This window comes from Micromonospora sp. BL4 (assembly GCF_003667505.1).
In the GTDB taxonomy this organism is placed as follows: domain Bacteria; phylum Actinomycetota; class Actinomycetes; order Mycobacteriales; family Micromonosporaceae; genus Micromonospora.
Window position 1 is genome coordinate 1 of sequence record NZ_RCVJ01000028.1, and the last position, 703, is coordinate 703.

1 protein-coding gene is annotated in these 703 nt (G+C 75.2%); it reads right to left on the minus strand.

Translation table 11 applies throughout. The annotated features are described in order from the left end of the window. A partial coding sequence (locus EAD89_RS00145; RefSeq protein WP_147458722.1) for a GGDEF domain-containing protein occupies positions 1–703 on the minus strand: 703 nt, incomplete at both ends.

A 703-nucleotide genomic window follows, 5' to 3' on the forward strand; every position in this document is an offset into this window, starting at 1 on the left:
GGCCACGACCACACCGACGGAGACCTCGATCGACATCCGTACCCCGGCCACCTCGGTCGGCGCGGCCAGCCGTTCGGCGATCTCCCGGGCTTGGCGCAGCGCGTGCGCCATCTGGGCGGCCCGGTCACCGAGCACCGGCACCAAGGTGAGCAGCAGCGCGAACTCGTCGCCACCGAGCCGGCCGAGCAGGTCGCCGGGGCGGACCAACGCGCTGAGCCGGTTCGCGGTCAGCCGCAGCAGCTGGTCGCCGGCGGCGTGCCCGAGGGTGTCGTTGACCTCCTTGAACTGGTTGATGTCCAGCAGCAGCAACGCCACCGGGTGATCGTGCGCGAGCTGCCGCAGCGACTGGTCGCCCTTGCTGAGCATGGCCGCCCGGTTGGCCAGCCCGGTGAGCGGGTCGTGGACCGCCTCGTACGACGACCGGGCGGTGACCAGCCGCAGCTCGCGGTGGGTCGCGGCGTCGTGCAGCGCGGCGGCTAGCGCGTCGCCGAACGCGGCCACCGCGTCGCGTTCCCGGGCGGTGGGCGGAGCGGAGCGGGGGAACCGGACCCGCAGCCGGCCGACCGGAGCGGCGCCCACCGACAGCGAACGGACCAGCTCGTGCTCGTCGGGTTCCGACCCGTCCGGCGGGCCCACCTCCCGGTCGACCAACTGGCCGCCGGCGTCACCCCGGTAGCGACGCCACCGGCCGTCGGCGCGGGCC